26 protein-coding genes are annotated in these 22,815 nt (G+C 45.8%); 15 read left to right on the plus strand and 11 right to left on the minus strand.

Features of this window, described 5'->3' with window-relative positions; genetic code table 11:
- The first annotated feature begins 94 nt into the window (after positions 1-94).
- The gene (locus AAE250_RS17875; RefSeq protein ID WP_342289191.1) at positions 95-2,368 is read left to right on the plus strand and encodes a cation:proton antiporter domain-containing protein; all 2,274 of its coding nucleotides are present in this window, start codon (positions 95-97) and stop codon (positions 2,366-2,368) included.
- Positions 2,358-2,783, plus strand: coding sequence for an HIT family protein (locus AAE250_RS17880; protein ID WP_342289192.1), 426 nt, complete (start codon positions 2,358-2,360; stop codon positions 2,781-2,783). Before AAE250_RS17875 ends, AAE250_RS17880 begins: the two co-directional genes overlap by 11 nt.
- Here AAE250_RS17880 and AAE250_RS17885 read toward each other — a convergent pair.
- From AAE250_RS17885 to AAE250_RS17905, 5 genes are all read right to left on the minus strand, one after another.
- Complete coding sequence (locus AAE250_RS17885; RefSeq protein WP_342289193.1) at positions 2,778-3,764, minus strand: Gfo/Idh/MocA family protein; 987 nt, start codon at positions 3,762-3,764, stop codon at positions 2,778-2,780. The genes AAE250_RS17880 and AAE250_RS17885 overlap by 6 nt on opposite strands.
- Before the next feature lie 2 nt (positions 3,765-3,766).
- Positions 3,767-4,186: an RNA-binding S4 domain-containing protein gene (locus tag AAE250_RS17890; RefSeq protein ID WP_342289244.1), complete on the minus strand. Its 420-nt coding sequence runs from the start codon at positions 4,184-4,186 to the stop codon at positions 3,767-3,769.
- A gap of 31 nt (positions 4,187-4,217) precedes the next feature.
- On the minus strand, positions 4,218-4,781 hold the full coding sequence (gene pth / locus AAE250_RS17895) for an aminoacyl-tRNA hydrolase (RefSeq protein WP_342289194.1): 564 nt from the start codon (positions 4,779-4,781) through the stop codon (positions 4,218-4,220).
- 149 nt (positions 4,782-4,930) lie between these two features.
- Positions 4,931-5,521: a 50S ribosomal protein L25/general stress protein Ctc gene (locus AAE250_RS17900; RefSeq protein WP_342289195.1), complete on the minus strand. Its 591-nt coding sequence runs from the start codon at positions 5,519-5,521 to the stop codon at positions 4,931-4,933.
- Between the two features lie 139 nt (positions 5,522-5,660).
- A complete protein-coding gene (locus AAE250_RS17905) occupies positions 5,661-6,068 on the minus strand; it encodes a PUR family DNA/RNA-binding protein (RefSeq protein WP_342289196.1) in 408 nt (135 codons plus the stop codon).
- A 181-nt stretch (positions 6,069-6,249) separates the two neighbouring features.
- Here AAE250_RS17905 and nusB point away from each other — a divergent pair, with 181 nt between their 5' ends.
- The 5 genes from nusB (at position 6,250) to AAE250_RS17930 (ending at position 9,723) form a co-directional block, all read left to right on the plus strand.
- Complete coding sequence (nusB, locus tag AAE250_RS17910) at positions 6,250-7,176, plus strand: transcription antitermination factor NusB (RefSeq protein WP_342289197.1); 927 nt, start codon at positions 6,250-6,252, stop codon at positions 7,174-7,176.
- A 38-nt stretch (positions 7,177-7,214) separates the two neighbouring features.
- Positions 7,215-7,547: a preprotein translocase subunit YajC gene (gene yajC, locus AAE250_RS17915; protein ID WP_342289198.1), complete on the plus strand. Its 333-nt coding sequence runs from the start codon at positions 7,215-7,217 to the stop codon at positions 7,545-7,547.
- Positions 7,548-7,562: 15 nt separating this feature from the next.
- Positions 7,563-8,579 (plus strand): YbbR-like domain-containing protein, encoded by a 1,017-nt coding sequence (locus tag AAE250_RS17920; RefSeq protein ID WP_342289199.1) that lies wholly within the window; start codon positions 7,563-7,565, stop codon positions 8,577-8,579.
- On the plus strand, positions 8,569-9,177 hold the full coding sequence (gene coaE, locus AAE250_RS17925; protein WP_342289200.1) for a dephospho-CoA kinase: 609 nt from the start codon (positions 8,569-8,571) through the stop codon (positions 9,175-9,177). The genes AAE250_RS17920 and coaE overlap by 11 nt, the downstream gene beginning before the upstream one ends.
- Before the next feature lie 105 nt (positions 9,178-9,282).
- On the plus strand, positions 9,283-9,723 hold the full coding sequence (locus AAE250_RS17930) for a DUF5606 family protein (RefSeq protein WP_342289201.1): 441 nt from the start codon (positions 9,283-9,285) through the stop codon (positions 9,721-9,723).
- A gap of 79 nt (positions 9,724-9,802) precedes the next feature.
- On the opposite strand, the gene clpB is transcribed toward AAE250_RS17930, so the two are convergent.
- The gene (gene clpB, locus AAE250_RS17935; protein WP_342289202.1) at positions 9,803-12,397 is read right to left on the minus strand and encodes an ATP-dependent chaperone ClpB; all 2,595 of its coding nucleotides are present in this window, start codon (positions 12,395-12,397) and stop codon (positions 9,803-9,805) included.
- 599 nt (positions 12,398-12,996) lie between these two features.
- On the opposite strand from clpB, the gene AAE250_RS17940 reads away from it, so the two are divergent.
- The 3 genes from AAE250_RS17940 to AAE250_RS17950 all read left to right on the plus strand — a co-directional run bounded on the left by AAE250_RS17940 (position 12,997) and on the right by AAE250_RS17950 (position 15,691).
- Positions 12,997-13,593, plus strand: coding sequence for a DUF6621 family protein (locus AAE250_RS17940; RefSeq protein ID WP_342289203.1), 597 nt, complete (start codon positions 12,997-12,999; stop codon positions 13,591-13,593).
- A 9-nt stretch (positions 13,594-13,602) separates the two neighbouring features.
- On the plus strand, positions 13,603-14,499 hold the full coding sequence (locus AAE250_RS17945; RefSeq protein WP_342289204.1) for a LysR substrate-binding domain-containing protein: 897 nt from the start codon (positions 13,603-13,605) through the stop codon (positions 14,497-14,499).
- Positions 14,500-14,614: 115 nt separating this feature from the next.
- On the plus strand, positions 14,615-15,691 hold the full coding sequence (locus AAE250_RS17950) for a YeiH family protein (RefSeq protein ID WP_342289205.1): 1,077 nt from the start codon (positions 14,615-14,617) through the stop codon (positions 15,689-15,691).
- A 7-nt stretch (positions 15,692-15,698) separates the two neighbouring features.
- Here AAE250_RS17950 and AAE250_RS17955 read toward each other — a convergent pair whose 3' ends face one another.
- Both AAE250_RS17955 and AAE250_RS17960 read right to left on the minus strand, forming a co-directional pair.
- Positions 15,699-15,974 (minus strand): UpxY family transcription antiterminator, encoded by a 276-nt coding sequence (locus tag AAE250_RS17955; RefSeq protein ID WP_342289206.1) that lies wholly within the window; start codon positions 15,972-15,974, stop codon positions 15,699-15,701.
- Between the two features lie 2 nt (positions 15,975-15,976).
- The gene (locus AAE250_RS17960) at positions 15,977-16,573 is read right to left on the minus strand and encodes a hypothetical protein (RefSeq protein ID WP_342289207.1); all 597 of its coding nucleotides are present in this window, start codon (positions 16,571-16,573) and stop codon (positions 15,977-15,979) included.
- A gap of 159 nt (positions 16,574-16,732) precedes the next feature.
- Here AAE250_RS17960 and AAE250_RS17965 point away from each other — a divergent pair, with 159 nt between their 5' ends.
- From AAE250_RS17965 to AAE250_RS17980, 4 genes are all read left to right on the plus strand, one after another.
- Positions 16,733-17,077, plus strand: coding sequence for a helix-turn-helix domain-containing protein (locus tag AAE250_RS17965; RefSeq protein WP_342289208.1), 345 nt, complete (start codon positions 16,733-16,735; stop codon positions 17,075-17,077).
- Between the two features lie 132 nt (positions 17,078-17,209).
- On the plus strand, positions 17,210-17,725 hold the full coding sequence (locus tag AAE250_RS17970) for an RNA polymerase sigma factor (protein ID WP_342289209.1): 516 nt from the start codon (positions 17,210-17,212) through the stop codon (positions 17,723-17,725).
- Positions 17,706-18,230: a hypothetical protein gene (locus AAE250_RS17975; protein WP_342289210.1), complete on the plus strand. Its 525-nt coding sequence runs from the start codon at positions 17,706-17,708 to the stop codon at positions 18,228-18,230. The genes AAE250_RS17970 and AAE250_RS17975 overlap by 20 nt, the downstream gene beginning before the upstream one ends.
- A 6-nt stretch (positions 18,231-18,236) precedes the next feature.
- A complete protein-coding gene (locus AAE250_RS17980) occupies positions 18,237-18,950 on the plus strand; it encodes a DUF4252 domain-containing protein (RefSeq protein ID WP_342289211.1) in 714 nt (237 codons plus the stop codon).
- A gap of 97 nt (positions 18,951-19,047) precedes the next feature.
- Here AAE250_RS17980 and recA read toward each other — a convergent pair whose 3' ends face one another.
- The 3 genes from recA to AAE250_RS17995 are packed head-to-tail and all read right to left on the minus strand — an operon-like array spanning position 19,048 to position 21,785.
- Positions 19,048-20,091, minus strand: coding sequence for a recombinase RecA (recA, locus tag AAE250_RS17985; RefSeq protein ID WP_342289212.1), 1,044 nt, complete (start codon positions 20,089-20,091; stop codon positions 19,048-19,050).
- Between the two features lie 23 nt (positions 20,092-20,114).
- Positions 20,115-20,561 carry a thioredoxin-dependent thiol peroxidase gene (gene bcp, locus AAE250_RS17990; RefSeq protein WP_342289213.1) on the minus strand — a complete coding sequence of 149 codons (447 nt, stop codon included), beginning with the start codon at positions 20,559-20,561 and terminating at the stop codon, positions 20,115-20,117.
- A gap of 30 nt (positions 20,562-20,591) precedes the next feature.
- The gene (locus AAE250_RS17995; protein ID WP_342289214.1) at positions 20,592-21,785 is read right to left on the minus strand and encodes a saccharopine dehydrogenase family protein; all 1,194 of its coding nucleotides are present in this window, start codon (positions 21,783-21,785) and stop codon (positions 20,592-20,594) included.
- A gap of 213 nt (positions 21,786-21,998) precedes the next feature.
- Here AAE250_RS17995 and AAE250_RS18000 point away from each other — a divergent pair, with 213 nt between their 5' ends.
- Positions 21,999-22,790, plus strand: a complete 792-nt coding sequence (locus AAE250_RS18000) for an META domain-containing protein (protein ID WP_342289215.1) — start codon at positions 21,999-22,001, stop codon at positions 22,788-22,790.
- Positions 22,791-22,815: the final 25 nt, after the last annotated feature.

A 22,815-nucleotide genomic window follows, 5' to 3' on the forward strand; every position in this document is an offset into this window, starting at 1 on the left:
GGTCATTGTTGGAAAGAAGCGAAACGATGAAGAAAAATAGAATCGCAAATGAAACTTTTCCGTATCTTTGTCAGCAAAAAGATATATAGACATTATGTCACACTTGGCTCCCCTGATAGCTGATTTAGCTCTGATATTGATTTGTGCAGGAATCATGACCCTGCTCTTTAAGAAGTTAAAGCAACCCTTGGTGTTGGGATATGTAGTAGCGGGTTTTCTGGCCAGCCCTCACATGACCTATACACCTTCGGTGATGGACACGGCAAACATACAGACGTGGGCAGACATCGGCGTTATCTTCCTGCTGTTTGCGTTGGGACTGGAATTCAGTTTCAAGAAGATAGTGAAGGTGGGAGGGGCTGCCATCATTGCGGCATGTACCATCATCTTCTGCATGATACTGCTGGGAGTGGCGGTCGGCACGGGCTTCGGCTGGAAGCGGATGGACTGTATCTTCCTGGGCGGTATGATAGCGATGTCGTCTACCACCATTATCTATAAAGCTTTTGATGATTTGGGCATGCGCAAGAAACAGTTTACCGGACTGGTTCTGAGCGTGCTTATTCTGGAAGATATTCTTGCCATTGTCTTGATGGTGATGCTTTCTACGATGGCAGTCAGCAATAACTTTGAGGGCACGGAGATGCTGGAAAGTATTGCCAAACTGCTGTTCTTCCTGATACTTTGGTTTGTGGTAGGCATCTACCTCATCCCCGTACTGCTGAAGCGCTGCCGGAAGCTGATGAGCGAGGAAACGTTGCTGATCGTGTCTCTCGGACTTTGTTTCGGCATGGTGGTGCTGGCTGCGCATACCGGTTTCTCGGCTGCTTTCGGGGCATTCATCATGGGGTCTATTCTTGCTGAAACGGTTGAGGCGGAGAGCATCGAGCGGCTGGTGAAGCCGGTGAAGGACTTGTTCGGAGCCATCTTCTTCGTATCGGTCGGCATGATGGTAGATCCGGCCATGATTGTGGAATATGCCGGACCTATCGTTGTGATAACCTTGGCTGTGATTATCGGGCAGTCGCTTTTTGGTACTTTAGGTGTATTGCTGGCGGGGCAACCGTTGAAGACGGCCATGCAATGCGGCTTCAGTCTGACGCAAATCGGTGAATTTGCCTTTATCATAGCTTCGCTGGGTGTTTCGCTGCACGTTACCAGTCACTTCCTGTATCCCATTGTAGTGGCGGTGTCTGTCATAACCACCTTCCTCACTCCTTATATGATTCGCCTGGCAGAGCCGGCTTCCAACTTTGTAGATACGCATTTGCCCGACAGATGGTTAAGTTTCCTGACCCGCTATGCATCCGGTTCGCAGACGGTGAACCATGAAAGCCTGTGGAAGAAGTTGATATTTGCATTGGTACGCATTACGGTGGTGTACTCCATTATCAGTGTGGCGGTGATAGCTTTGGCGTTCCGCTTCCTGGTGCCCTTGTGCCGCAACAGCCTGCCCGGAATCTGGGATTCCTTGCTGGCGGCTTTTGTCATCATCTTGTTCATAGCTCCTTTCTTGCGGGCCATTATGATTAAGAAGAACCATTCGGTGGAGTTCGTTACTTTGTGGAAGGACAATCGCGGAAACCGGGCGCCGCTGGTGGCTACGATTGTACTGCGTATTCTGCTGGCTGTTTCGTTTGTCATGTTTGTGATAGGCGGGCTGTTCAAGGTTTCTGTCGGTCTGGTGTTCGGGGTGGCTGTATTTTTAGTGACTCTGATGATACTTTCCCGCCAGTTGAAGAAACAGTCTATCATGATAGAAAGAACCTTTTTCCAGAACCTGCGCTACCGCGACATGCGTGCCGAATATCTGGGCGAGAAGAAGCCGGAATATGCCGGTCGTCTGCTTTCGCGCGACTTACACTTGACGGATTTCCAGATTCCCGGTGAGTCGGAATGGGCGGGCAAGACGTTGGCGGAGCTGAACTTCGGAAAGAAATACGGTGTACATGTCGTTTCCATTCTCCGGGGCAGAAAGCGTATCAATATTCCCGGTGCATCCGTCCGTCTTTTTCCGCAGGACAAGATACAAGTGATTGCTACGGACGAAGAACTGAATGTGTTCGGTCAGGAGATGGATAAAGTGTCGGCCATGGACAGCGATGTGGTGGAGAAGAGCGAGATGATTCTGCGCCAGTTCAGCGTAGACGAGCATTCTCCCTTCCTAAACAAGACGCTGAAGGAGGCGGGGATACGCGAGAAGTATCACTGCCTGATTGCCGGTGTGGAGCGGGAAGGGGAGACCTTGCATGCTCCCGATCCGCGCGAGCCTTTCACGGAAGGTGATGTGGTATGGATTGTGGGAGAGAATGATGATGTATATAAATTAGTCAACCAAGATATAAATGAAGAGTATTATGAAAAGTGATCCGAAAGAATGTCTGTATTGTCAGAACAACGAAACGTTGCACAATCTTATGATTGAGATTGCACAACTGAGTGTTTCACGCGTTTTCCTGTTTAAGGAACAAACCTACCGCGGGCGTTGCCTGGTGGCTTACAAAGACCATGTGAACGACTTGAATGAGTTGAGTGATGAAGAACGCAATGCCTTCATGGCAGATGTGGCCCGCGTGACCCGTGCCATGCAGCAAGCGTTCCAGCCGGAGAAGATAAATTACGGTGCCTACTCCGATAAACTGTCTCATCTCCACTTCCACCTGGCACCTAAGTATGTGGATGGTCCCGATTATGGCGGCACCTTCCAGATGAATCCGGGGAAGGTTTACCTGACGGATGAGGAGTATCAGGAATTGATTGAGGCAGTGAAGAAAGAGTTATAGTTTACCCAGTATCTTATCCATCACCCAATTTGTAAGTGTAGCACTTTCGCCGTCGCAAGAACAGATGGACTTGCCGAGCAGATGGTCTACTACGGCTTGGATAAGCGGCTGTTGGACGTATGTGGGATTTTCTACGAAGATCTCTTCCCGGCCTTTTTCCGTATGTATGGCAATAGGGTCGTAAGTGAATACGGAGAAGCAGATCATTCCCTTGTCTCCGATGATTTCGATACGGTCTTCGCGGGCAGATTCGTGAGCGACAAAGCACCAGGAACCACTGCCCACCAATCCGTTGTCGAACTGGAAACATGCACTGAGGGTGTCTTCCACGGGATATAGACCGCCGCGGTTGCTCTTGTATCCGCTGGCTTCGAGAATGCAGCCGAATATTTCCTGCAACAAGTCTATCTGATGCGGAGCAAGGTCGTAGAAGTATCCTCCGCCGGCAATATCGGCTTGCACGCGCCAAGGTAGATTCTCCTTATTGTAATCCAGGTCGCGTGGAGGCTGGGCAAAGCGGATTTGGATATTGATGACATTGCCGATGACACCTTCGTCTACCAGTGATTTTACTTTCTGGAAGTAGGGCAGATAGCGGCGGTAATAGGCTACGAAGCATGGAACGCCTGTTTCTTTGGAAATGCGATTGATGCGGCAGCACTCCTCGTAGGTAACTGCCATCGGCTTTTCAATGTAAACAGGCTTTCCTGCCTTCATGGACATGATGGCGTAGGTGGCATGCGAAGAAGGAGGAGTGGCGATGTAGATGGCGTTTATCTCTTCGTCATCAATCAGTTCCTGGGCGTCGTCGTACCATTTGGGAATGTTTCTTTCTTTGGCATAAGCTTTCGCTTTCGCTCCATTCCGGCTCATGACAGCCACAACCTCAGAGTTCTCTATCTTCTGAAAGGCGGGACCGCTTTTGTATTTGGTCACTTCTCCGCAACCAATGAATCCCCATTTAATAATTTTCTCGCTCATATTTATTCTCCTTCAAAGTCAAAATCAAAGTCAAAGTCGTCCATGAATTCCGGTGCGGTGAAGTCCTCCAAGGTACGGCGGTCTTTCTTTGTGGGACGTCCGGTTCCTTTGGCGCGGTTCACGAAACCGCTGACACGGCTCATTTCCAACAATTCGTATTGGTCCGGAGTTGTTACATTCTCCATCACTTCGGGTACAAGTTTGGCTCCCACACGTTTCTCGATGGGTTGCAGCACCTTAAAAGAGTAAGTGATGGGCGGCTTCCGTACCTGAATCACGTCTCCCGGCTTTACCATGCGGGCGGCTTTTGCCAATCCTCCGTTGATGCTTACCCGGCCTTTCTTGCAGGCTTCGGCGGCAATGGTGCGTGTCTTGAAAATACGCACTGCCCACATCCATTTATCTATTCTGGCTTCATTCATCATCTACTAACTACTATCTACTATCTACCAACTACTTTTTGTTAAACTGATTCATCGTGATATCAATTCCTGCCAGGCAGAAGCTTTTGATTATTTCTCCGGCAGTTTCCAGCCTCTCATCCATTGTCTTCCAATCCTCGTCGGTGAAGTGCCCTAACACAAAGTCAATCTGTCCGCCACGGGGAAAGTCGTTGCCGATTCCGAAACGCAGGCGGGCATAGTTCTGGGTACCGAGGGTGGCAGCAATATGCTTCAGACCGTTATGTCCGGCATCACTCCCTTTGCCTTTCAGGCGTAGCGTGCCGAAGGGCAGGGCAAGATCGTCTACCACTATCAACACATTCTCCAATGGAATGTTTTCTTTCTGCATCCAGTAGCGCACGGCATTGCCGCTGAGGTTCATGTATGTGGAGGGCTTCAGCAGCAATAGCTGGCGGCCTTTGACTGATAGGGTAGTGGTAAATCCGTAACGCCCGTCGGTAAAGGTGGCACCTGCTGCCTTGGCCAAAGCATCTACTACCATGAATCCGATGTTATGGCGGGTTTCGTGGTATTCGGGTCCTATGTTACCTAATCCTACAATTAAGTATTTCATTCGTTTTTCTTTTATCCTTTGAAACTATCTCGATCTAAATAAAAAAAGGAACGCGGATTATCGCAGCTACCCGCGGATTATCAATGAAATCTGCGTATACTGCGTTAATCCGCGTTCCGAAATATCTTTTCTTCTTATGGAAGAGCTGATTAGTTGCCTGCAGCAGCAGCGGCACCTCTTGCAGCACGAGTCAGCTTAACGGCGCATACAACGGCTTCTTTTGCATTCAGTAATTCCAGACCTTCGTAGCTCAACTCGCCAACCTTAACTGTCTTACCCAGTCCCAGGTGAGAAACGTTAACAATCAGTCTTTCAGGAATTACATTGTACAAAGCTCTTACTTTCAGTTTACGCATCTGCAGTACCAGCTTACCACCGGCCTTCACACCTTCTGCCAAGCCTTCCATCTGTACCGGAACTTCCATTACGATAGGTTTAGCTTCGTCAATCTGATAGAAGTCAACGTGCAGGATAGTATCCTTTACCGGGTGGAATTGAATATCTTTCATGATAGCGTTTACCTTCTTACCGTCGATAATCAGGTCAACTACGTAGATGTGCGGAGTGTAAACCAGGTTACGCAGACCTTCTGCAGGTACAGTGAAGTGAACGTTTTCACCTGCACCATAAAGTACACAAGGTACACCGTTGTCTTTACGAATAGCTTTCAAAGCTCTTGCTTGTTCCGAAGAACGCTCTGCAATAGTTCTTGCAGTTCCTTTTACTTCAATTGATTTCATTTTTTAATTTTTTGTGTTACTCTAAATTAAGTAATTTCTTTGCTTAATTCACCATCACACGATGTGGGTCACCCACACGATGTTGCAAAAAAGCGGTGCAAAAGTACAGCTTCTTTTTGAATTATCAAAAGGTTATAACTTAAAATTCTATGTCTATTTTGATTTCTCCGTCCAGTGAAGAATCTTTTTCTTCTTTCAGCAAGTCCTCTTTGGGGGCTTCTATGCTTTCGGCGTCCTCGTCGGCAGCCTGTCTGGTGTAGCAGCCTTGCTGTGATTGGATGAAGCCGATGGCTTGTTGCAGTCCGTTCACGAACTTCTCAAAATCTTCCTTATATAAAAAGATTTTGTGCTTCTCGAAGCTCACTTGCGAGTCGTCTCCTTCGCCCATCACTACCTTCTTGCTCTCGGTAATGGCAAGGAACATTTCGTCTTTTCTGTTTTTCTTGACGTCCAAATAGTAGATGCGCTTACCAGCTTTAATAGATTGAGAGAATACGATTTCTTTGTCGTTCATGTCCGCTCCATTTTTCTTTTTAAAGTCTTCCATATTATATAGGTCTCAATTATAGTGTAATCTGGGCCCAAAATTGACGATTTTTTTTAAACTGTCAAAAGAAAAAGCCCGGATAATGAATATCTGCATTAAAAAATGTGATTTATTTGTGTAGACTCATTAAAAATGCCTACTTTTGCAGCTTATTAAAACATCAGTATTTACTTTTAGAATTATGATCAACAGAGTTCTTATTCGTCTTAAGATTATACAGATTGTATACGCTTATTATCAGAACGGCAGTAAAAATTTAGACTCAGCGGAGAAAGAATTGTTCTTTAGCCTTTCCAAGGCATACGACCTCTACAACTACCTGCTGATGCTGATGATAGCCCTGACGAATTACGCACAAAAACGCATTGATGCGGCTAAAGCCAAATTAGCTCCTACGGCTGCGGAGCTGTATCCCAACATGAAATTTGTGGAAAACAAGTTTATTACCCAGTTGGAAGTGAATAAACAGTTACTGGAATTCATTGCCAACCAGAAGCGTACCTGGGCCAATGATGAAGATTTCGTCAAAGGACTGTATGAGAAAATCGTAGAGTCTGATATATATAAGGAATATATGGCGTCTTCGGATAATTCTTACGAAGCCGACCGCGAACTGTGGAGAAAGCTCTACAAAACATTTGTTTTTAATAACGAAACCCTGGACCTTTTGCTCGAAGACCAAAGCCTTTATTGGAACGACGACAAGGAAATTGTAGATACTTTTGTACTGAAGACCATCAAGCGCTTTGAGGAAAAGAATGGTGCCAACCAGTCTCTGTTGCCCGAGTTCAAGGATGATGAAGACCAGGAGTTTGCCCGTCGCTTGTTCCGCCGTGCCATCTTGAATTGTGATTATTACCGTCATCTCATCAGCGAGAATACACGTAACTGGGATTTGGACCGTGTAGCTTTCATGGATGTGGTAATTATGCAATGTGCTTTGGCCGAAATATTAAGTTTCCCGAACATTCCGGTAAGTGTTTCGTTAAATGAATATGTAGATATTGCCAAGGTATACAGCACAGCCAAGAGCGGTAGCTTCGTCAACGGTACGCTGGATGGAATAGTTAATCAATTAAAAAAAGAAGGTAAGTTAACGAAAAACTGATACCTTTGTTGAATAATAAAAACTAAAACTGAGTATTTATGAGCTTAATGACTTTATTTTTCCTGCAAGCTCCCGCTGCAGCTCCAGGTGGTGGAAGCCTGATGTGGATTATGTTGATAGCGATGTTTGTTATCATGTATTTCTTCATGATCCGTCCGCAAAACAAGAAGCAGAAGGAAATTGCTAATTTCCGCAAGTCACTCCAGGTGAATCAGAAGGTAATTACCGCCGGTGGTATCCATGGCGTTATCAAGGAAATTAACGACAATGACGTAGTGCTTGAAATAGCTTCTAACGTTAAGATCCGTATCGATAAGAATTCTATTTTTGCCGCAGCTGCTGATGCTAACAGTAGCCAGGTTTCTAAATAATAGGAATGTGAGCCTATGTTCGAACGTAGGAACATAAAACATATCTATCTAAAGATAACCAGACAAGTGAAGGACTTTCTGCTTAGTGATAAAAGCAGGGAGTTCTTCATTTTTTTGTTTTTCTTCCTTGTGGCGGGTGGTTTCTGGCTGTTGCAAACCCTGAACAACGACTATGAGGCAGAGTTTTCCATCCCCGTACGGCTGAAAGGAGTACCCAATAATGTAGTGATTACTTCCGAACCGGCTTCCGAACTTCGTATCAAGGTGAAAGATAAAGGAACCGTGCTTCTCAACTATATGCTGGGAAAGAGTTTCTATCCCGTAACCCTCGACTATTCCGATTACAAGGGAGTAGACAACCAGGTGCGTATTTATGCCCCGCAGATTGAGAGGAAGGTATTGAGCCAGCTGAATGTCTCTACCCGCCTGCTTTCGATGAAACCTGATACGTTGGAGTATATTTATTCTACGGGAGCATCCAAACTGGTACCGGTAAGGCTGCAAGGTACGGTGAGTGCCGGGCGTCAATATTATCTGTCCGATACAATTTTTCGTCCCGATTCCGTATTGGTATATGCACCGGAAGGTGTGCTGGATACAATTACTGCCGCCTATACGCAGCGTGTGAAGTTGGAAGATATTTCGGACACGCTGAAACAGCAGGTGCCTTTGCGTGTTCAAAGGGGAGTGAAGTTTGTGCCCGCTTCCATTGAAATGATGCTTCCGGTAGATATTTATACAGAGAAAACGGTGGAAGTGCCGTTGCGTGGAGTGAACTTTCCTGCAGATAAAGTGCTGCGCGCTTTCCCTTCTAAGGTACAGGTTACTTTTCAGGTTGGCTTGAGCCATTTCCGGCAGATTACTGCCAATGACTTTCATATTTACGTATCTTATGAAGAGCTGTTGCGGCTGGGTTCTGATAAATATACGGTAAAGCTGCGGAATATACCGAAGGGTGTCAGCCAGATACGTTTCAACCCGGAGCAGGTGGATTTCCTGATAGAACAAGTTTCTCCCCATTATGGCAATTAAGATAGGTATAACCGGCGGCATCGGCAGCGGGAAAAGCGTTGTATCCCGGCTGCTGGAGGTAATGGGCATTCCCGTTTATATCTCGGATGTAGAGACAAAGCAGATTATGGCTACCGATTCGTTTATTCGCAAAGAGTTGGTTGCCCTGCTTGGCGAGGAGGTTTATGCCGGCGGTGTGTTGAACAAGCCGTTACTGGCATCCTACTTGTTTGGCAATCCCGAACATGCCAAACAAGTGAATGGTATTGTGCATCCTCGTGTCAAGGATGACTTCAGGCGATGGGCGCAGTGTCGTGCTGCTTATCCCATTGTGGGCATTGAATCTGCCATATTGGTCGAAGCCGGGTTTGCCGGCGAGGTGGATGTGATAGTTATGGTTTATGCTCCGGAAGAAGTACGCATAGAACGGGCCATCCGGCGCGACGCTTCTCCGCGCGAACTGATAGAAAAGCGAATCCGCAGCCAGATGAGTGATGAGGAAAAGCGCGGGTATGCGAATTTTGTTATTGCCAATGACGGTGAAACGCCGTTAATTCCACAGGTTTTAGGCTTGATTGCTTCACTTTCCCGAAGTATTGATCATCTTTCAGAAAAATAGGCGTTCCCTTAACAATAAAAAGAAGCAAGCTTATTTTGTATTCTCTTCGGCTTGCACTATCTTTGCCCCCCGAAAAAATAACTAATAAATAAAAGCGGATATACTATGTTGAAGACTATTTTGTCGATCTCCGGTAAACCGGGATTGTATAAACTCGTTTCTCGGGGAAAGAATATGCTGATTGTAGAATCACTTGTTGATAAGAAACGTTTCCCTGCTTACGGTAATGAGAAGATTATTTCTTTAGGCGATATCGCCATGTACACAGATACGGAAGATGTACCTTTGAAAGATGTGCTGACTTCCATGAAGAAGAAAGAGAACGGTGAAGTTGTGAAAATGGAGCTGAAGAAGGCTACTGCGGATGATCTGCGTGCCTATCTGGCAGAAGTGTTGCCGACTTTCGATCGCGACCGTGTCTATCCTTCGGATATCAAGAAACTGATTTCATGGTATAATCTGTTGGTAAAGAATAATATGACGGATTTTGAGGAAGCTCCGGAAGCAGGAGAAACAGCTGAGGCTAAAACTGAAGCGGCCGAATAAGAAATTTACATTCCCCTATTAATGAAGAAGGCTCTGAAACATTGCGTTTCAGAGCCTTCTTTGATAATATAGTTTAGGTTTAGTTTTTGAATATCAACCCGTCATTCGCACTGTTGGCATCTACCGTAATCGGTCTGCTGCGGTCTACCTCCTGCGACAGTAACTTCTTGGACAAGTCGTTCAGCAAGTAGTGCTGGATAGCACGCTTCACCGGACGGGCACCAAACTCAGGGTCATAGCCTGCATTGGCAAGGAAGTTGATAGCGGCATCGGTCAATATCAATTCTACACCATTGCCCGAAAGCATCTTCTGCACGCTCTTGATTTGAAGAACTACAATCTGCTTGATTTCCTTCTCCGTCAGCGGCAAGAACATGATAGTCTCGTCGATACGGTTCAGGAACTCCGGACGGATGGACTTCTTCAGCATATTCATCACTTCCTTCTTGGTTTCTTCTATCACTTCTTCCTTGTTGGAACTGTTCAGTTTCTCCATCTGGCTTTGGATATAGCCGCTGCCCATATTGGAGGTCATGATGATGATGGTGTTCTTGAAGTTCACCGTGCGACCCTTATTGTCCGTCAGGCGTCCGTCGTCGAGCACTTGCAACAAGATGTTGAATACATCCGGGTGCGCCTTCTCGATTTCATCGAACAGAACGACAGAGTAGGGCTTACGCCGTACAGCTTCCGTCAACTGGCCGCCTTCATCGTAGCCTACATATCCCGGAGGCGCTCCGACCAGACGGGATACACTGTGCTTCTCCTGATATTCACTCATATCGATACGGGTCATCATAGTCTCGTCATCGAAGAGGAATTCGGCCAATGCCTTTGCCAGCTCCGTTTTACCGACACCGGTAGTTCCCAGGAAGAGGAACGAACCGATAGGACGTCTCGGGTCTTGCAGCCCGGCACGACTGCGGCGTACGGCATCAGCCACGGCCTCGATGGCTTCGTCTTGTCCGATAACCCGCTTGTGCAACTCTTCTTCCAGATTCAGCAGCTTGTCCTTTTCGCTCTGCAGCATCTTGCTGACCGGTATGCCCGTCCAACGTGATACTACATCTGCAATATCTTCAGCATCTACTTCTTCCTTTATCATGGCCTTGTCGCCCTGCATTTCGTGCAACTTCTGCTGCGTCTCTTCAATTTCTTTGTTCAACGCTTGCAGCTTGCCGTAACGTATTTCGGCAACCTTGCCATAATCGCCCTCACGTTCGGCCTTGTCGGCTTCGAACTTCAGGTTTTCTATCTCCACCTTGTTCTGCTGTATCTTGTTGACCAATGTCTTTTCGCTCTGCCACTTTGCTTTGTACGAACTTTCCTGTTCTTTCAGTTCGGCAAGCTCCTTACCGATCTGCTCCAGCTTGGGCTTGTCGTTTTCGCGTTTGATGGCTTCGCGCTCAATTTCCAGCTGCTTGATTTTGCGGGAAATCTCGTCCAGTTCCTCCGGCACGGAGTCTACTTCCATACGGAGTTTGGCGGCGGCTTCATCCATCAGGTCGATGGCCTTGTCGGGCAAGAAGCGGTCGGTGATGTAGCGGTTGCTCAACTCTACGGCGGCGATGATGGCATCATCTTTAATCCGCACGTGGTGGTGGTTTTCATACCGCTCTTTCAGTCCGCGAAGGATGGAGATGGTGCTCAGCGTGTCCGGTTCGTTCACCATGACAATCTGGAAACGCCGTTCCAATGCCTTGTCCTTTTCAAAATACTTCTGATATTCGTCGAGGGTAGTGGCACCGATGCTTCTCAACTCTCCACGGGCCAGTGCCGGCTTCAGGATATTGGCGGCATCCATGGCGCCTTCGCCCTTGCCCGCACCTACCAATGTATGGATTTCGTCGATAAACAGAATGATGTCTCCTTCCGATTTCTTCACTTCATTGATAACGGCCTTCAGACGTTCCTCAAACTCACCTTTATACTTGGCACCGGCCACCAGTGCACCCATGTCCAGCGAATACACTTGCTTGTTCTTCAGGTTCTCCGGTACGTCGCCGCGCAGAATACGGTGTGCAAGCCCTTCTACGATGGCCGTTTTACCCGTACCCGGCTCACCTATTAATATAGGATTGTTCTTGGTACGGCGGCTCAGGATTTGCAGCACCCGACGGATTTCTTCATCACGCCCGATAACCGGGTCCAACTTGCCGCTACGTGCAGCCTCGTTCAGGTTGATGGCATATTTCTCCAATGATTGATAAGTATCTTCGCTGGATTGCGAAGTTACTTTCTCACCTTTGCGTAACTCATTGATGGCTTCGCGCAACTCTCTTTCCGTCATTCCGGCATCTTTCAGGATGGTGGAGGCGGTACTCTTCACGCTCAGCAGCGCCAGCAATATCGGTTCCAGGGAGACGAATTCGTCGCCCATCTCTTTGGAATACTGCGTAGCTTTCTGCAATATTTCGTTGGCCTCACGGCTCAAGTAAGGTTCTCCACCCGATACTTTGGGCAGGGAATCAATCTGTTTGTCTACAACAAGCGCAATCTGCTGGCCGTTCAAAGCAAGCTTCTGGAAGATGAAGTTGGTAACGTTTTCGCCTACCTTCATCACACTCTGAAGCAGGTGCACAGGTTCGATGGCTTGCTGCCCCCGGCTCTGCACCAGGTTTACGGCCTCCTGCACTGCTTCTTGCGCCTTAATGGTAAAATTGTTAAAGTTCATATCTGGTTCTCCTTTCTATTTTTATCAGTTTCATAACACTTGAGAGGACGCAAAAGATTTGCCAATGGCATAATTCGGACATATTTTCAGTTAATAGGATGAAATGAATGTCAAAATGTCTGATTCCCTGCCGGTTAAGCTTCTTTCGCTTCCATCATCTTGGGAGTTGCTTCTGTATGTTTGCACGCCAGTGGTGAAAGAAGTGATGGCTCTGGGGCATGTAGCAGGACTTAGCTTGTCACACTCAAGGACTGAGCCCACCAAAGGTTATGACTGAGATGTCAAAACACCCGGATGTTTTACCCCAAAAGATGGGGATGTATTATACTAAAACATCCGGATGTTTTAGGGTAAAAGATGGGGATGTTTTTTTATAATGGATGGAGATGTTTATACCTCTCAGTCATAACCTTTGGTGGGCTCACTCCTTGTGTGTGACGAACTAACTCCCGGTACGTGGTATGCCGGATTCTTCTTTGCTTCTTTTTACTATCATCATGCACAAGAAACTCCCCGTCAGAGTATAAAAAGAGCCGTATCAAGGAGGATTGAATAAAACTTTTCTTATCTTTACAACTTGAATTGTAAATTTAGAAGTAATGTTAGAAGATATAAAGCTTTCGGAGAATGTAATATTGATAGATGTTGCGTTTTTGAATGAATTTGTTCGTAGTGCAAAGAGTTTTTTAAGCATAAGGTTGGGACGCGAACTGCCCAATGTAGATTTGCCGGCATGGTTAAGCTATATGGCCCTGGATGCCGGGCTGAAGGTAGGGGAGAGTAAGATTGAAGTGATATTGCTACACGACCAGGCCGTCCATACATTAAGCTGTTGCGAACCGTCTGATTTGGATCATCTGGGCAGTTTGGCTTGCCGTACACCGATTGGAGAATATCTGTTTTCTTCCGTTTCTTCTTCCGGAATTGTTTCGACCGAAGAGTTGTATCTCGACTTGATGAACATTGCCCTGGATTCCACTGACGTGAGGTGCCTGATGTTATTGCCCTTTCACCCGGTATATGGTGACAAGGTGGAGGAGAAGTTATGCAGATTCTTTAAGAATAAAAAGGAAGAAGAGCGCAGCAGGGCCGTCTACTTCACGATGGAGGAGACTTCGCAACCGATATATTGTCGGCAGGAACCGGTGTCTTACTCTTTGGCGCATGCTTTCGGTATTAATCCTGATGAATTATAATGTTAATGTATGAGTGATTTTCGTCTAAAAGTATTCCAGTCCGTTGCGAAGAATCTGAGTTTTACAAAAGCTTCGCAGGAGTTGTTCATCAGTCAGCCTGCCATCACCAAGCATGTGCAGGAGTTGGAAACTGCTTATCAGACACGTCTGTTCGACCGTCAAGGTAGCCGGATTTCGCTGACGGAATCCGGGAAGTTGCTGTTGGAGCATTGCGAACGGATATTGGAAGACTATAAACGATTGGAATATGAGATGCACTTGCTGCACAATGAGTATACCGGTGAGTTGAAGCTCGGTGCCAGTACTACGATTGCGCAGTATGTGCTTCCTCCTTTGCTTGGCCGTTTTATCGGAAAATTTCCTCAGGTCAACCTTTCTTTATTGAACGGAAACTCCCGGGCGATAGAACTTGCCCTGCAGGAACACCGCATTGATTTAGGTTTGGTGGAGGGCGTTTTCCGTCTGCCCAATTTGAAATATACGACTTTTCTTGAGGATGAACTTGTAGCTGTGATCCGTACCAATAGTAAGCTGCCTGTGGGAGACGAGATAACGCCGGAAGAACTGTCGGTGCTGCCTTTAGTACTCCGTGAAAGAGGTTCCGGTACACTGGATGTTTTTGAGAGAGCCCTTCAGAAGCATAATATAAAGCTGTCGTCGCTGCATGTGTTGATGTATCTGGGCAGTACGGAGAGTATCAAACTCTTTTTGGAGCATACCGATTGTTTGGGCATTGTGTCTGTCCGTTCCATCACTCGTGAACTCTATTCCGGAGCATTGCGCGTGGTCGAAATAAAGGGAATGCCCATGAGCCGTGATTTCATTTTTGCTCAGTCGCAAGGGCAGGAGAGCGGACTGGCTCAGGTATTCATGCAATTTGCTATGCATCATAACAGTCAGTTGTAAAAGGATTATTACTTTTCGTTATCACGTATAAAAAGATTTAAATAGGATGGAGTAAGAGAAAAGCGTACCTTTGCCCCAGTTTAAAAATAAGGTTGTAAACACTAAATTAAAATTTATGTTCAGTCGCGGAAACAGAGGCAATACGATGCATGGCATTTTGTTAATTGCCTTATTCTCTTTTTCAGCTTTTTATATCGCTGAAATTCCTTTTGTGAAAAGTCTTTCTTTTAGTCCCCTTATTGTGGGTATCATTTTTGGTATGATATATGCCAACAGTTTGCGTAACCATTTGCCGGAAACATGGGTGCCGGGTATCAAATTCTGTACAAAGCAGGTGCTGCGTGCGGGTATTGTGCTGTATGGTTTCCGCTTGACCTTGACGCAGGTTGCACAAGTAGGTCTGCCTGCGGTGGTGATTGATACCATTATTGTGGCCGGAACCATTTTTATCGGTCTTGGATTGGGAAAGTTATTGAAGATTGATAAGGATACGGCACTGATGACTTCTACCGGTAGTGCTATTTGCGGTGCGGCAGCAGTGCTGGGTGCGGAGCCGGTTGTAAAGTGCGAAGGACACAAAACTGCCATTGCAGTGTCTACGGTGGTTATCTTCGGTACTATCTCTATGTTTCTTTATCCCATCATGTATCGGGCAGGTTTGCTCGACGGATTGAGTAATATGGGAGTGGCCATCTATACGGGAAGTACTTTGCACGAAGTGGCCCACGTGGCCGGTGCAGGGAATGCAATGGATCCCACGGACGCTCTTGGCATTGCAGGACCCGCCACTATCACGAAAATGATTCGTGTGATGATGCTGGCGCCGGTATTGGTTGTCATGAGTTTTGCTTTGGCCGGACGCAAGAAGGTAGATGCCAACGGCAATGTTGTTAAGAGCAAGATTACGATTCCCTGGTTTGCCTTTGGTTTTATCGGAATAATCTGTCTGAATTCCCTGTTGCAATATCTGTTCGATGCACCAACGGTGAAAGACATTCCTTTAAATGGCGCGATAGAATACATTGATACTTTTATGCTTACAATGGCAATGACGGCATTGGGCACCGATACCAGCATCGATAAGTTCAAGCAAGCCGGTGCAAAACCGTTTGTTCTGGCTTTTCTGATTTATATCTGGCTGGTGGGCGGTGGCTATTTGCTGGCAAAATACTTGGTACCGGCTTTGGCGTAAGGCCGGTTCAAAGTACCTCCAGCGGAAGAATAGGATGATGGTTTCGCAGAATATTCATCTCTTCTGGCGAAACATATACGAATACACATCTCGCTACGGCCGGGATGTGTATTTCTTTTATACGGTCTCCCCAACGTCTTTTCACGGGAGTAAGGGGAAGATGGGTAATCAGTCCTTGCCGCTCCAATATTTTTCTTATTTTCAGTTCGTTCTTGGGTTGTGTCAATACAATATGCCAAGAACGTGCTTTGTTTAACTGTTCTTTGATATCTTGAGTGGTCATGATCAGTTTGCTTTCGTTACGATAAAATCAAATGTATTGGAAAAATTGGGTTGCTTGCCGATAGATATAGGAAGTATAATGGTAACAGCTGCTTTATTTCCTTTCCGGATGCTCTTACTGTCATATATCTTTTGGCTTATTTTATTTTTCCCCATAGAGGTGGTTATGGTAATTGTTCGACTAATTTCAGAATTACTTTTTATGGTTGATAGGAGAGAATCTTCTGTTTCGGAAGGGGCCAATGTTATTTCTGATGCCCTACCGTTGGCTATAAATTGCACATTTTTCCAATTAATTTGGGCGTCTTTGGAAGAAGTGTTCCGAATTATTATTTCCCAATATGTGCTACTTGGGATAAATTTGTAAAGTATCTCATTTTTGCTGTATTCCAGTTTTCCCTTTTGATTTTCGTACCACTTAAAGGAAATACGGCAGTCATTATCTACATATTGTGCACATAAGGTGGTAGGAAATAGGAAAAAGAGTAGAATAATCAGATTATTTTGTCTTTTATATTTCTTAAAGTCACTATATATCCATATTAAAATGGCCAGTATACTTACTGGAATGGATATAAGTATGAAAATCAGTAGTGTCATGTCACAGATATTATTTGTTTATTTATATGAATACGCGGCAAAGTTATCATAAAATATTTGATAAAACAAATGAATTATGAATAAAATGAACGCAATTACCAGTTGATTTATTGTTCTTCTGTCTTTTAAACTGAACTATTAATTTGTATCTTCATATTAATGGAAAAGAGTAATATATACATTGGTGAGATCATCAAGAACGTAATGGCGGAACAACAGGTAACAAAGGCAGAACTTGCACGTAGACTGAATGTTAAGCCTCAAAGCGTTGACTATATGTTGACGCGGAAAAGTATTGATACTGATACGCTGTACAATGTTTCCCGGGCATTGGATTATGATTTTGCCTTGTTGTATTCCATTCATAAGAATCAGACAAATTGTGATAATAAAGAACAAGAATATGAGTTCTCATCAGCCAAGGTTCTCATAGAGTTGGATTTAAGACCGGAGGACATTGCAAAATTGAATTTAAAGAAAAGGATAACTGATGCATTGAAATAAGGGTTACTATACCGGGATGAATTCTGTTGCTATTTAATACTTCTCTATTTTTTCTTTCCTATCGTGTAACAAAACCTTTTATTGATACGTCTAAAGGGTATAAACAGGAATTAAGTATTTATTTAAGAGCCCATGGACGCTGAGAGTTTTAAAAAAGAGTTTCTGCCTTATCATCGTAAGCTGTACTGCATAGCCTATAAGCTATTGGAGAACGCAGCCGACGCTGAAGACTTGGTGCAGGAGGCTTATTTGAAGCTGTGGGACAAGCGGGAAGGACTGGCTATTATCAGTAATCCGGAAGCATTCAGCGTTACTTTGGTGAAGAACATGTGCTTTGACCTGCTTCGTTCGGGCAAATATACATTGAACAAGCAAAGCGTGGAGTTGACCGAAGTACACAAAGTTTCTCCGGCAGATAACTTTGAAGTGCGGGACGAGGCACAGCAGGTAAAGCATATCATTGCCCACTTGCCGGTGCAGCAACAGAAAGTAGTAATGCTGCGCGATGTCAAAGGATGTTCTTACGAAGAGATAGAGCAAGTCACCGGATTGAATGCTACCAATGTCCGTGTACTGTTGTCCCGGGCAAGGAAAAAGATACGTGAAGAATTTAATAAATGGAGTAACTATGAAAGTCGAGGAAATTGAAAGACTGCTCGCTGCGTTTTACGAGGGGAACACCAATGAGCAGGAAGAAGAGCTGTTGAAAGAAGCTTTCAGAACCGAAGAAGTGCCCCAACACTTGCAAAAGGACAGGAAAATCTTTCTTAGCTTTTTTTGCCAGGAAATGGTGGTGGATGTTCTTGCCGGATTGGAGGACAGACTAAGCCGGATGATTGATGAACAGGCCGAAGAAGAACAACGCTTCTTCCATCGGAACAAATCCAAACGCAATTGGCGTTGGATAGGGGGTATTGCTGCTACGGTTCTGCTCTTGCTGGGAATCGGTTATGGTGTTACGGGGATAGGTCGGGATATGTGTCCGCCTACGCCGCAAGATACTTTCTCGGATCCGGAGGCTGCCTATAAGGTGCTCCAGGCCACTTTAATGGAAGTCTCCACCAATTTGAACAAAGGCGTTGAACAAGTGGAAGAGACCCGGCTGGATTTGACGAAAGTAAATCAGGAAGTAAGACAAGAAATTCAAAGATAATCTGATATGAAAACAATGAAAATGATTTTGGCAGGGATGCTGTTGTTGTTGCCCCTGCTCTGCCAGGCGCAGAAGAACTTATTCAACAAATACGGGGATATGAAAGGGGTGTCATCAGTCTATATATCCAAGGCGATGATAGAAACGAATCCTAATCTGTTTACGAAAGATGTCTATATAGGTAAGGTGTCGGGGCAGTTGAACTCTGTTCAGATACTCTCTACGATGGATAGCAATGTGAAGAAGGATATGCGTAAGGATCTCCGCTCCCTGGTGCAGGCTTCCAAATACGAGCTGTTGATGAAGCAGAAGGGCACTGTATCCAGTTCTGAGTTCTATATCAGCCGAAAAGGGGATAAGGTAAAAGAACTGATTATGATTATAGATGGTGCCGCTACGCTGAAATTCGTCTATTTGGAAGGCGATATGACGCTGAAAGATATTCAGAACATCATGATGTATCAGAATACCAGTTGGAACAGCGGTGGTGTGGATATTTATCAGATACCCGATATTAATTGGGCAGAAATAGAGAAACTGAAGAATAGAGACTGGGTAGGAGAATTGAAACAGTCGAAAGGGATGGCATTGAAAAGTTTGAAAGGCATTACTAAACTGAAGGATTTGGAATCTCTGAAAGACCAGATGGATGCCGATACATGGAAACGCTTTGAAAAGAGCATGGACGATTTGGAAAAGCGCCTGGAAAGTTTAGAATAAGCACTATTATTTAGAGGAAACCTCCGATTTCCCTTCAATCACCTTTGAGGTTAATGAAGGAAAGTCGGAGGATTTTCTTTTTTAGAAGAGAGGCGGATTACTTCTCTTTCTTCAATTCGGCAAAGATAAGTCCTTCCAGTTCCTCTGCCAGTTCCGGATTATCAAGGATGACCTGCTTGGCTGCATCGCGTCCCTGGGCAATCTTTGTATCGTTGTAGCTGAACCAGGAACCACTTTTTTTGATGATTCCCAAGTCCGCACCCAAGTCGATGATTTCGCCTGCGCGGGAGATTCCTTCACCGAACATGATGTCAAATTCTGCTTTGCGGAAAGGAGGTGCTACTTTATTCTTTACTACCTTCACTTTTGTTTGCTTGCCCAGCACTTCATCGCCATTCTTGATGGCTTGGCTTCCACGTATGTCGATACGTACGGAAGCATAGAATTTCAGTGCATTACCACCGGTCGTTGTTTCGGGATTGCCGAACATTACACCGATCTTCTCGCGCAACTGGTTGATAAAGATGCAAGTGGTGCGTGTCTTGCTGACGGTACCGGTCAGTTTACGCAATGCCTGTGACATGAGTCGGGCTTGCAACCCCACCTTGTTTTCGCCCATATCGCCTTCTATTTCAGCTTTCGGAGTCAAGGCGGCTACAGAGTCGATAACGATGATGTCGATGGCCGAGGAGCGAATCAACTGTTCTGCAATTTCCAATGCCTGCTCGCCGTTGTCCGGCTGAGAGATGAAAAGGTTATCCACATCTACACCCAATTTGGCAGCATAGAAACGGTCGAAAGCATGTTCCGCATCAATAAATGCGGCGATGCCTCCCGCCTTTTGTGCTTCGGCAATGGCGTGGATTGCCAGCGTTGTTTTACCGGATGATTCCGGGCCGTATATTTCAATGATACGTCCGCGCGGGTAACCGCCTACACCCAAGGCTACATTCAGTCCGATGGAGCCGGTGGGGATTACTTCTACTTGTTCGACGATGCCGTCGCCCATTTTCATGATAGAACCCTTGCCAAAGCTCTTTTCTATCTTGTCCATGGCAGCTTGCAAGGCCTTCAGCTTTTCGCTGGATGCCATCTTGCTGCCACCTTCGTTCTCAAAAATCAGTTCGTCTTTCTTTGCCATTATTATAAATTATAAATTCTGAATCAGAGGATTTGTGCGGCATGCTCTTTGGTTTTCACTTCCTTCGGGGTGATGATGCGCTCAATCACTCCTTCTTCATTGATGATGAAGGTGGTGCGGAAGGTTCCCATATATTTGCGGCCGTACATACTTTTCTCACCCCATACTCCAAATTGCTCTACCAGTTTCTTGTCTGTATCGGCAATCAAAGTAAAAGGCAGGTTGTTCTTCTCAATAAACTTCTGGTGCGACTTCTCGCTGTCTACGCTCACACCGATAACTTCATAACCTGCTTTGCGCAAGTCGGCGTAGTTATCGCGCAAGTTGCAGGCCTGCGCTGTGCAGCCGGAGGTCATATCCTTGGGATAGAAATAAAGTACTATCTTCTTCCCTTTATAGTCGCTCAGGCGAATTTCTTCGCCTTTCTCGTTGATGCCCAATATTTCGGGCGCTTTATCTCCTACGTTCACGTTGATAATTAAAAGATTAAGAGTTAAAAATTAGAGTTCCAGGTCTCCGTCTATTACTTCATGCCAAGGCAATCCTTGCTTGTTGAGTTGTTCCATGAACGGATCCGGATCGAATTCCTCCACATTCCATACACCCGGCTTCTTCCAGATACCTTTGAGGAACATCATGGCACCAATCATGGCGGGAACGCCGGTGGTGTAGCTTACGCCTTGCATGCCTGTTTCTTTGTAGGCTTCCTGGTGGCTACAGTTATTATATACATAGTAAGTACGTTCTTTGCCGTCTTTCAGTCCGCGGATGCGGCAACCGATGGAGGTTTCGCCCTCGTAGTTCTCGCCCAGGTCCTGCGGATTGGGAAGCACGGCTTTCAGGAATTGCAGCGGAACGATTTTCATGCCGTTGTATTCCACTTCGTCGATGCGTGCCATGCCGATGTTCTGAATCACACGCAGATGCGTCAGATACTCCTGACCGAACGTCATCCAGAAACGGGCGCGTTTGATGGTGGGGAAATTCTTTACCAACGACTCCAACTCTTCGTGGTAGAGCAGATAAGAATCGCGCGGACCGATGTTGGGATAAGTCAGATCCTTATGGATTTCCAAAGGCTGGGTGGTTACCCACTGGCCGTTCTCGTAGTAACGTCCGTTTTGTGTAATCTCGCGGATGTTTATTTCGGGATTGAAGTTGGTGGCAAATGCTTTGTGGTGATTGCCGGCGTTGCAGTCCACAATGTCGAGGTACTGCATTTCGTCGAAGTAGTGCTTGGCGGCATAGGCTGTATAAATACCGCTCACTCCCGGGTCGAAACCACAACCGAGGATGGCGGTCAGTCCGGCATCTTCGAAGCGCTTCTTGTAGGCCCATTGCCAGCTGTACTCAAAGTGTGCCACGTCTTTCGGTTCGTAGTTGGCAGTATCCAGATAGTTGACACCGGTCTTCAGGCAAGCCTCCATGATAGTGAGGTCCTGATAGGGGAGGGCAACATTTATTACAATCTCGGGTTTGAAACTATTGAAGAGTGCCACCAATTCGTCCACACTGTCGGCATCTACCTGGGCGGTTTTGATGTTCGGGTTACCAATCGCTTTTACAACGGCGTCACATTTGGACCTGGTGCGGCTGGCTATCATGATTTCAGTAAACACATCAGGATTTTGAGCCACTTTGTGCGCAACGACGGTACCTACACCGCCTGCACCGATAATAAGAACTTTACCCATTTCTTCTGTTTATATTATTATTAGGTTTATAAAAAATACGGAGAGCAAATATAGGAGTTAATTCTTAGATAAACATTAAAATCCTGCTAAATACTTTGGGAAAAATGCTTCAATTCTTAAATAAAGTATCTCATTTTTCGAACAAACTACTTGCATTTGGGTTATTTTACATATATTTGCCCCCGAAAAAATTAACTTAAACAACGAATAACAATGAAAAAAGTATTTGTTTCCCTATGTATGGCAAGTGCATTGATCGGCCTGTCATCTTGTGCGTCAACCAAGAATGCCGCTACCCTTTCTTCTATAGGTGGCGAGTGGAATATCATCGAAATAAACGGCTCGGCCGTTGTCCCTGCTCCGGGACAAGAATTTCCGTATATCGGCTTTGATACGAAGAGTGGAAAAGTGTTTGGAAACAGTGGTTGCAACCGTTTGATGGGCTCGTTCGACGTGAATGCCAAGCCGGGCACTATCGACCTTGGCGCTTTGGCCAGCACGCGTATGATGTGTCCCGATATGACTGTCGAGAATAATGTATTGTCCGCTTTGAGCAAGGTGAAGAAGTATAAGAAGTTGGGGACGGAGAATATCGCTTTGTGCGGTTCGTCCAATCGTCCTCTTGTGGTATTGCAGAAGAAGGAGTCTACCGTGAAACTGTCCGACCTGGATGGCAAGTGGATGATTACCGAGGCTGCCGGTGAGGCTATCCCCGAAGGCATGGAAAAACAGCCGTTCATAGAGTTCAATGTAGCTGAAAAGCGTTTGCACGGAAATGCCGGTTGCAATATCATCAATGGTGCCATTCAGGTTGATGAGGTGAATCCTTCTGCTATTTCTTTCCCGCAAATCATCAGTACGATGATGGCATGCCCCGATATGGAAGTGGAAGGCCGTATTACGAAGGCTTTGAACTCTGTTCAGTCTTTCGGCAAGCTGGCAGGCGGAGGCATCGGACTGTACGATGCAGACAACTCGCTGGTGATGGTGCTGGTGAAGAAATAACACTCATTCATTCTTTATCATAGAA

This window comes from Bacteroides sp. GD17 (assembly GCF_038448625.1).
In the GTDB taxonomy this organism is placed as follows: Bacteria; Bacteroidota; Bacteroidia; order Bacteroidales; family Bacteroidaceae; genus Bacteroides.

Bases quoted from the DNA above. Each gene is read 5' to 3' on its own strand.
- AAE250_RS17875 (WP_342289191.1), top strand. From the start codon at position 95: ATGTCACACTTGGCTCCCCTGATAGCTGATTTAGCTCTGATATTGATT.
- AAE250_RS17880 (WP_342289192.1), top strand. From the start codon at position 2,358: ATGAAAAGTGATCCGAAAGAATGTCTGTATTGTCAGAACAACGAAACG.
- AAE250_RS17885 (WP_342289193.1), bottom strand. From the start codon at position 3,764: ATGAGCGAGAAAATTATTAAATGGGGATTCATTGGTTGCGGAGAAGTG.
- AAE250_RS17890 (WP_342289244.1), bottom strand. From the start codon at position 4,186: ATGAATGAAGCCAGAATAGATAAATGGATGTGGGCAGTGCGTATTTTC.
- pth (WP_342289194.1), bottom strand. From the start codon at position 4,781: ATGAAATACTTAATTGTAGGATTAGGTAACATAGGACCCGAATACCAC.
- AAE250_RS17900 (WP_342289195.1), bottom strand. From the start codon at position 5,521: ATGAAATCAATTGAAGTAAAAGGAACTGCAAGAACTATTGCAGAGCGT.
- AAE250_RS17905 (WP_342289196.1), bottom strand. From the start codon at position 6,068: ATGGAAGACTTTAAAAAGAAAAATGGAGCGGACATGAACGACAAAGAA.
- nusB (WP_342289197.1), top strand. From the start codon at position 6,250: ATGATCAACAGAGTTCTTATTCGTCTTAAGATTATACAGATTGTATAC.
- yajC (WP_342289198.1), top strand. From the start codon at position 7,215: ATGAGCTTAATGACTTTATTTTTCCTGCAAGCTCCCGCTGCAGCTCCA.
- AAE250_RS17920 (WP_342289199.1), top strand. From the start codon at position 7,563: ATGTTCGAACGTAGGAACATAAAACATATCTATCTAAAGATAACCAGA.
- coaE (WP_342289200.1), top strand. From the start codon at position 8,569: ATGGCAATTAAGATAGGTATAACCGGCGGCATCGGCAGCGGGAAAAGC.
- AAE250_RS17930 (WP_342289201.1), top strand. From the start codon at position 9,283: ATGTTGAAGACTATTTTGTCGATCTCCGGTAAACCGGGATTGTATAAA.
- clpB (WP_342289202.1), bottom strand. From the start codon at position 12,397: ATGAACTTTAACAATTTTACCATTAAGGCGCAAGAAGCAGTGCAGGAG.
- AAE250_RS17940 (WP_342289203.1), top strand. From the start codon at position 12,997: ATGTTAGAAGATATAAAGCTTTCGGAGAATGTAATATTGATAGATGTT.
- AAE250_RS17945 (WP_342289204.1), top strand. From the start codon at position 13,603: ATGAGTGATTTTCGTCTAAAAGTATTCCAGTCCGTTGCGAAGAATCTG.
- AAE250_RS17950 (WP_342289205.1), top strand. From the start codon at position 14,615: ATGTTCAGTCGCGGAAACAGAGGCAATACGATGCATGGCATTTTGTTA.
- AAE250_RS17955 (WP_342289206.1), bottom strand. From the start codon at position 15,974: ATGACCACTCAAGATATCAAAGAACAGTTAAACAAAGCACGTTCTTGG.
- AAE250_RS17960 (WP_342289207.1), bottom strand. From the start codon at position 16,573: ATGACACTACTGATTTTCATACTTATATCCATTCCAGTAAGTATACTG.
- AAE250_RS17965 (WP_342289208.1), top strand. From the start codon at position 16,733: ATGGAAAAGAGTAATATATACATTGGTGAGATCATCAAGAACGTAATG.
- AAE250_RS17970 (WP_342289209.1), top strand. From the start codon at position 17,210: ATGGACGCTGAGAGTTTTAAAAAAGAGTTTCTGCCTTATCATCGTAAG.
- AAE250_RS17975 (WP_342289210.1), top strand. From the start codon at position 17,706: ATGAAAGTCGAGGAAATTGAAAGACTGCTCGCTGCGTTTTACGAGGGG.
- AAE250_RS17980 (WP_342289211.1), top strand. From the start codon at position 18,237: ATGAAAACAATGAAAATGATTTTGGCAGGGATGCTGTTGTTGTTGCCC.
- recA (WP_342289212.1), bottom strand. From the start codon at position 20,091: ATGGCAAAGAAAGACGAACTGATTTTTGAGAACGAAGGTGGCAGCAAG.
- AAE250_RS17995 (WP_342289214.1), bottom strand. From the start codon at position 21,785: ATGGGTAAAGTTCTTATTATCGGTGCAGGCGGTGTAGGTACCGTCGTT.
- AAE250_RS18000 (WP_342289215.1), top strand. From the start codon at position 21,999: ATGAAAAAAGTATTTGTTTCCCTATGTATGGCAAGTGCATTGATCGGC.